Origin of the sequence: Nonomuraea turkmeniaca, from assembly GCF_005889735.1 — a bacterium.
Taxonomy (GTDB): domain Bacteria; phylum Actinomycetota; class Actinomycetes; order Streptosporangiales; family Streptosporangiaceae; genus Nonomuraea; species Nonomuraea turkmeniaca.
This window is the reverse complement of record NZ_VCKY01000396.1, coordinates 1-5,709: the sequence shown is the minus strand read 5'-3', so window position 1 is coordinate 5,709 and position 5,709 is coordinate 1. Positions and strand designations below refer to the sequence as shown.

The window sequence follows — 5,709 nt, the reverse complement described above, 5'->3', positions numbered from 1 at the left end:
CCTCACCCGCCTCGCCGACCTGTACCTGACCATCACCGACGTGCAGGCCGACGCCGCCGCCCGGCTCCTCGCCCGCCACGGCGCGGCCCTGTCCGCCTGCGGCGCCGCCGGAGCCGCAGGCCTGCTCGCCCTCACCCCCTCGTCCCGCGCCGCCCTCGGCCTAGACGCCTCCTCACAGGTGTTGCTCGTGGGAACAGAGGGACAAGTGGAACCAAAGTGATCTAAGTTACGTCAAAGATGGCGTGCATTCCCCCAACCGGCCCAAACACGCTCGGGAGGACGGCCGGTTGGCCGAGCTCGACCTCCTGCGCTTCATCGCCGCCCTCGCCGTCGTCGCGTTCCACTACCTGGTCGCGTACGCCTCCGTCTGGGGTGACCGGCCCGCCGAGCTCTTCCCCGTGCTGGCCCCCATCGCCGGGCTCGGCATCCTCGGCGTCGAACTGTTCTTCATCATCAGCGGATTCGTCATCCTCATGACCGTCTGGGGGCGCGGGCTCGGCGGGTTCGCCCGGTCCCGGCTCGTCCGCCTCTACCCGGCGTACTGGCTCAGCCTCGGCGCCGTCGCCGCCCTCTACGGGCTCACCGGCGCCAAAGCACTCGACCCAAAACTTTCACCAGGCGAATACCTGCTGAACGCCACCATGTTCCAGCGGTTGTTCAAGATCACCGACGCCAGCGGCGTCTACTGGTCGCTCTGGGCCGAGCTCCGCTTCTACCTGCTGATGGCCATCCTCGTGATCATCGGCGTCACGTACGGCCGCGTGCTCGCCTTCGCCGGCATCTGGCTGGCCGCCGCGCTGGCCGTCAAATTGCTCGGGCACGCCGGGATTCTCGACAACCCCGTGCTCGACGAGATCGTCATGCCCGACTACGCCCCCTACTTCGTCGCCGGCATGAGCCTGTACCTCGTACGCAAACACGGCAGCACCTGGCTGCCCTGGCTCTACGTCGCCGTCGCCTACGGCATGTCGATCGACTCCGCGCTCGCCCGCGTCCACCGGCGCATCGACGCCGCCGGGTTCAAGAACATGCCCGTCACCGACACCAGCGTCATCATCACCGTCACCGTGATCTTCGCCGTGATGGCGCTCGCCGCGCTCGGCATCCTCCGCCTCAAACCGTCCAAAACGCTCACCGCGCTCGGGGGCACCACATACCCTCTTTACCTGTTCCATGGCGTCGTCGCCGTCGCTCTCATCCCCGCGCTCACCGGGGACCTGCCCCCCTGGGCCGTCGCCGTGACCACCACGCTGACGGCCATCCTGCTGTCGTATCTGGTGTACTCCTTTGCCGAACGGCCCATCCAGCGGCTACTCAAGCCCCGCAGACCTACACAAACCCCATCGGCTCCGGCCGTACAGGTGGAAAAGGCGTCGGTGCCATAACTCTGTGGCCCTGGGGCACTGTGAAGGGCATAGGCTCGGGCATATAAACGGCGGATAGACAGACCCGGACGAACAGAGGGTGTTGCATGACGGTGCGTCGGGTGATGGGCATCGAGACCGAGTACGGCATCTCCGTACCCGGCCAGCCAGGCGCCAACGCGATGGTGACCTCCTCACAGGTCGTGAACGCCTACCTGGCCGCCTCGGCGGCCCGCGCGCGCAGGGCACGATGGGACTTCGAAGAAGAAAATCCGCTGCGCGACGCGCGCGGCTTCGACCTGGCCAGAGAGGTCGCCGACCCCACCCAGCTCACCGACGAGGACCTCGGGCTCGCCAACGTCATCCTCACCAACGGCGCCCGCCTCTACGTCGACCACGCCCACCCCGAATACTCCTCGCCGGAATGCACCAACCCCCGGGCAGCCGTCCTCTGGGACAAAGCCGGAGAACGCGTCATGTACGACGCCGCCACCCGCGCCTCCGCCATCCCCTCCAACGCGCCCATCCAGCTCTACAAGAACAACACCGACGCCAAGGGCGCCTCCTACGGCTGCCACGAGAACTACCTCATGCGGCGCGCCACGCCCTTCGCCGACATCGTCCGCCACCTCACCCCCTTCTTCGTCTCCCGGCAAGTCGTCGTCGGCGCCGGCAAAGTCGGCATCGGCCAGGACTCCCGCGGCGAGGGCTTCCAGATCAGCCAGCGCGCCGACTTCTTCGAAGTCGAAGTCGGCCTCGAGACCACGCTCAAGCGGCCCATCATCAACACCCGCGACGAGCCCCACGCCGACCCGGAGAAGTACCGGCGACTCCACGTGATCATCGGCGACGCCAACATGTCCGAGATCTCCACCTACCTCAAGCTCGGCTCCACCGCGCTCGTCCTCGCGATGATCGAAGAAGGCTTCCTCACCCGCGACCTCGCCGTCGAGAGCCCCGTGCAGGCACTCCGGGCCGTCTCCCACGACCCGACCTGCAAGTACGAGATCGCCATGCGCGACGGACGCAAGCTCACCGCCGTCCAGCTCCAGATGGAATACCTCGAGCAGGCCCGCAAATACGTCGAAGAGCGCGGCACTGCCCAGGACGAGATGAACAAGGACATCCTCGACCGCTGGGAATCCGTCCTCACCCGCCTCGCCGAAGACCCCATGCAGCTCTCCCGCGAGCTCGACTGGGTCGCCAAACTCGAGCTCCTCGAGGGCTACCGCAGCCGCGACGGCCTCGCCTGGTCCCACCCCCGGCTCCAGCTCGTCGACCTCCAATACTCCGACATCCGGCCCGACCGCGGCCTCTACAACCGGCTCGTCGCCCGCGGCCGCATGCAACGCCTCGTCACCGAAGAAGAAGTCCAGCGCGCCGTCGAACACCCGCCCACCGACACCCGCGCCTACTTCCGCGGCCGATGCCTCAGCCAATACAGCGAATCCGTCGCCGCCGCCTCCTGGGACTCCGTCATCTTCGACATCCCCGGCCGGGAATCCCTGCAGCGAGTGCCGACCCTGGAGCCCCTGCGCGGGACCAAAGCCCACGTCGGCGAGCTCTTCGACCGGTGCCGGACCGCCGCCGACCTCGTCGCCGCGCTCACCGGCGGAGACTGACACCTAAAGCAGCAGGCCGATCCCCAGCGTCAGCGTGCCCGCCGCCAGGGACGCACCGCCGGCGAACGTGAGCCAGATCAGCCTGTTCGGCTTCGTGTCGCCCGGCCGCACCACCGACAGGAAGAAACCCAGCGGCATCAAAATGGGCGCCGCTACGATCAGCGTGCGCGTCAGCGCCTTCACGCCCTCCGACAGGCTCGCCTGGTCCACGTACAACAGCGCCACCAGGCTGAACAGGACCAGGACGCCCGCATGCGCGTGCCCGGCCCGCCACAGGCCGCGACGGACCGGGTTGTCCAGATAGCCCGGGACGTTGCGCATCAGGAACTTCAGCAGCGTCACGCCGCCGAAGGCCACGCCCGGGACTGTGATGAGGAGCACACCGGCGGTGCTCAGGGACGAAGGGGACATCTCAACCTCCTTGTGGGTACGGCATCCCAGTATTGGATAGGAGTGCTATCTAGTCAAGTGGGCAAGATCGCTGGGCGATCGGCGCGAAATGTCGGCTGGTTCGGGGAAGATATGTCTAGAGGCAGTCCCCCAAGTGGAGGTAGGACATGGCTACCAAGGACACCGGCGGTCAGAAGCAGACCGGGCGGCGCGAGTCCGAGGCCGAGGAGACCCAGGCTGCGGAGGCGTCGGACGTTCAGGAGCGGCAGGAGAAGCTCACGGACGATGTCGACGCGATTCTGGACGAAATAGACGAAGTTCTCGAAGAGAACGCAGAGGAGTTTGTGCGCAGTTACGTGCAAAAGGGCGGAGAGTAGGGCAAAACGGACAGGCGAAAGGGGTAAATCGGGTGGAAACGCCGGACGGAGTGAAGCGGTGCCCGGACTGTGGGGAGACCAAGGCGGTCTCTGAGTTCGGGCGCAATAAGCGCATGGCTGATGGGCTTGCGCGGTATTGCAAGGCCTGCTTCAGGAGGCGTTCCACTCAGAGTTACCGAAAGCGTATGGCCGAGCAGGGCAAGATCGTTCGGGAGCCGGTCGCGGTTCCGGAAGCGCATAAATACTGCCCGCGCTGTGAGGAAGTTAAGCCGGAAAACGAGTTCGGGCGTAATCGTGCCGAGAAGTCGGGGCTGACGGCTTATTGTAAGCCTTGTCACGCACGTGTGACGCTCGATAACAGGATCAAGAATCACGGTAGCGATCGCAACTACAAGCTGAAGCTCCGTTACGGCATTACCGAGGACGACTTGGAGCGCATGCTCGCCCAGCAGGGCGGGCTCTGCGCCATCTGCAGGGTCGTTCCCGGCACGTTCGTCGATCACAGTCACGCGACCGGGCAGGTCCGGGGCGTTCTCTGCTTCAACTGCAACAACGGGCTCGGTCACTTCGGCGACAACACGGTGCTGCTGGAGTTGGCCGCGCTCTATCTGGACGGGGAGGTGCTCTGGCCGGATGTCGTGATTCTTCCGGAGCAGCGTGACGGTGGTGCTGTGCCGCGGACGCGGACTTATCACTTGTCGCAGCGTTATCGGTTGCGGCATGAGGATGTGGAGAAGATGGTCGCGGCGCAGCACGGGTTGTGTGTGGTGTGCTGGGATCGGCCGCCGGACGATGTGGATCATTGTCACCGGACCGGTGATGTGCGGTATGCGTTGTGTTTGCCGTGCAATACCGGGATCGGGCAGTTCAGGGATGATCCGGCGGTGGTGTGGCGGGCGGTTTCTTATGTGAAGGCGGTATCGCCCGACGATTATGACGAGGTGGAGATCTCCGAGGCGGAGCTGGAGGAGTTGGTCCGGGCCGAGGAGGAGCTTCGGACTGATTTCTACGCCAGGGCGTCCCTGGTGGGCTGAGTCCGGTTATTTCTCCGGCATGGTGTAGTAGACGGCCACGCCGAGGAGGCGGACGGGGCGGTTGAGGTCGAACCGGCCGAGGATGGCGACTGCTGTGTCGGACAGGACGCGGGGGTCGGTGGTGGGTGCGGGGAGTTTCGACTGGCGGGTGCGCGTCAGGAACGGGGTGAAGCGGACCTTGACGGAGACGCGGATCACCTCGCGGCCTTCGGCGGCGGCGTCGTGGGCGACGTGTTCGGCGAGGGCGGCGACGTGGCGGGCGATGTCGGCCGGGTCGGTGAGGTCGCGGGGGAAGGTGGTTTCGCGGCTGTGGCCTCGGGCGATCCAGGGTGTGGTGACGACTTCGGCTTCGCCCTTGCCGAGGGCGAGGTAGCGGTACCAGGGGCCGTTGGTGGGGCCGAAAACGCGGGCGAGTTCGGCGGGGTCGGCGGCGGCGAGGTCGGCGACGGTGTGGAGGCCGAGGGCGGCGAGTTTCTTCGAGATTTTGGCGCCGATGCCCCAGAGTGAGTCGGTGGGGCGGGCGTACATGGTCTCGGCCCAGTTGTCGCTGGTGAGGCGGTGGACGCCGGCGGGTTTGGCGAAGCCGGAGGCGAGTTTGGCCTGGTGTTTGTTGTCGCCGATGCCGACGGAGCAGGACAGGTCGGTGCGGGCGCGCACGGCTTGCTGGAGGTCGGCGGCGAGGGCTTCGGGGTCGTCGGTGGTGACGCCGATGAAGGCTTCGTCCCAGCCCCAGACTTCGAGGCGGACGGGGAATTCGCGGAGGACGGCCATGACGCGTGCTGAGGCGGCTTCGTAGGCGGGCGGGTCGCTGGGCAGGAAGACGGCGTCGGGGCAGCGTCTGAGTGCGGTGCGGAGCGGCATGCCGGAGTGGATGCCGTGTTCGCGGGCTTCGTAGGTGGCGGTGGCGGCGACGGTGCGGGGT

Annotated in this window: 7 protein-coding genes; 5 read left to right on the top strand and 2 right to left on the bottom strand. The window is 66.6% G+C overall.

Annotated elements, in window-relative coordinates; genetic code table 11:
• From ETD86_RS56415 to dop, 3 genes are all read left to right on the top strand, one after another.
• Nucleotides 1-220, top strand: a 220-nt coding sequence (locus ETD86_RS56415) for a hypothetical protein (RefSeq protein ID WP_211370879.1), incomplete at its 5' end; no start/stop codon positions are given.
• A 67-nt stretch (nucleotides 221-287) separates the two neighbouring features.
• Nucleotides 288-1,385 carry an acyltransferase family protein gene (locus ETD86_RS52170; RefSeq protein ID WP_246149491.1) on the top strand — a complete coding sequence of 366 codons (1,098 nt, stop codon included), beginning with the start codon at nucleotides 288-290 and terminating at the stop codon, nucleotides 1,383-1,385.
• Nucleotides 1,386-1,471: 86 nt separating this feature from the next.
• On the top strand, nucleotides 1,472-2,986 hold the full coding sequence (gene dop, locus ETD86_RS52165) for a depupylase/deamidase Dop (RefSeq protein ID WP_138674034.1): 1,515 nt from the start codon (nucleotides 1,472-1,474) through the stop codon (nucleotides 2,984-2,986).
• Nucleotides 2,987-2,989: 3 nt separating this feature from the next.
• Here dop and ETD86_RS52160 read toward each other — a convergent pair whose 3' ends face one another.
• A complete protein-coding gene (locus ETD86_RS52160; protein ID WP_138674033.1) occupies nucleotides 2,990-3,397 on the bottom strand; it encodes a hypothetical protein in 408 nt (135 codons plus the stop codon).
• A gap of 146 nt (nucleotides 3,398-3,543) precedes the next feature.
• On the opposite strand from ETD86_RS52160, the gene ETD86_RS52155 reads away from it, so the two are divergent.
• Together ETD86_RS52155 and ETD86_RS52150 are read left to right on the top strand one after the other, a co-directional pair.
• Nucleotides 3,544-3,753: a ubiquitin-like protein Pup gene (locus ETD86_RS52155; RefSeq protein WP_138674032.1), complete on the top strand. Its 210-nt coding sequence runs from the start codon at nucleotides 3,544-3,546 to the stop codon at nucleotides 3,751-3,753.
• A 185-nt stretch (nucleotides 3,754-3,938) separates the two neighbouring features.
• The gene (locus ETD86_RS52150) at nucleotides 3,939-4,787 is read left to right on the top strand and encodes an endonuclease VII domain-containing protein (protein ID WP_170223770.1); all 849 of its coding nucleotides are present in this window, start codon (nucleotides 3,939-3,941) and stop codon (nucleotides 4,785-4,787) included.
• Nucleotides 4,788-4,793: 6 nt separating this feature from the next.
• On the opposite strand, the gene ETD86_RS52145 is transcribed toward ETD86_RS52150, so the two are convergent.
• On the bottom strand, nucleotides 4,794-5,709 hold a 916-nt coding region (locus ETD86_RS52145; protein ID WP_138674030.1), incomplete at its 5' end, for a DNA polymerase IV.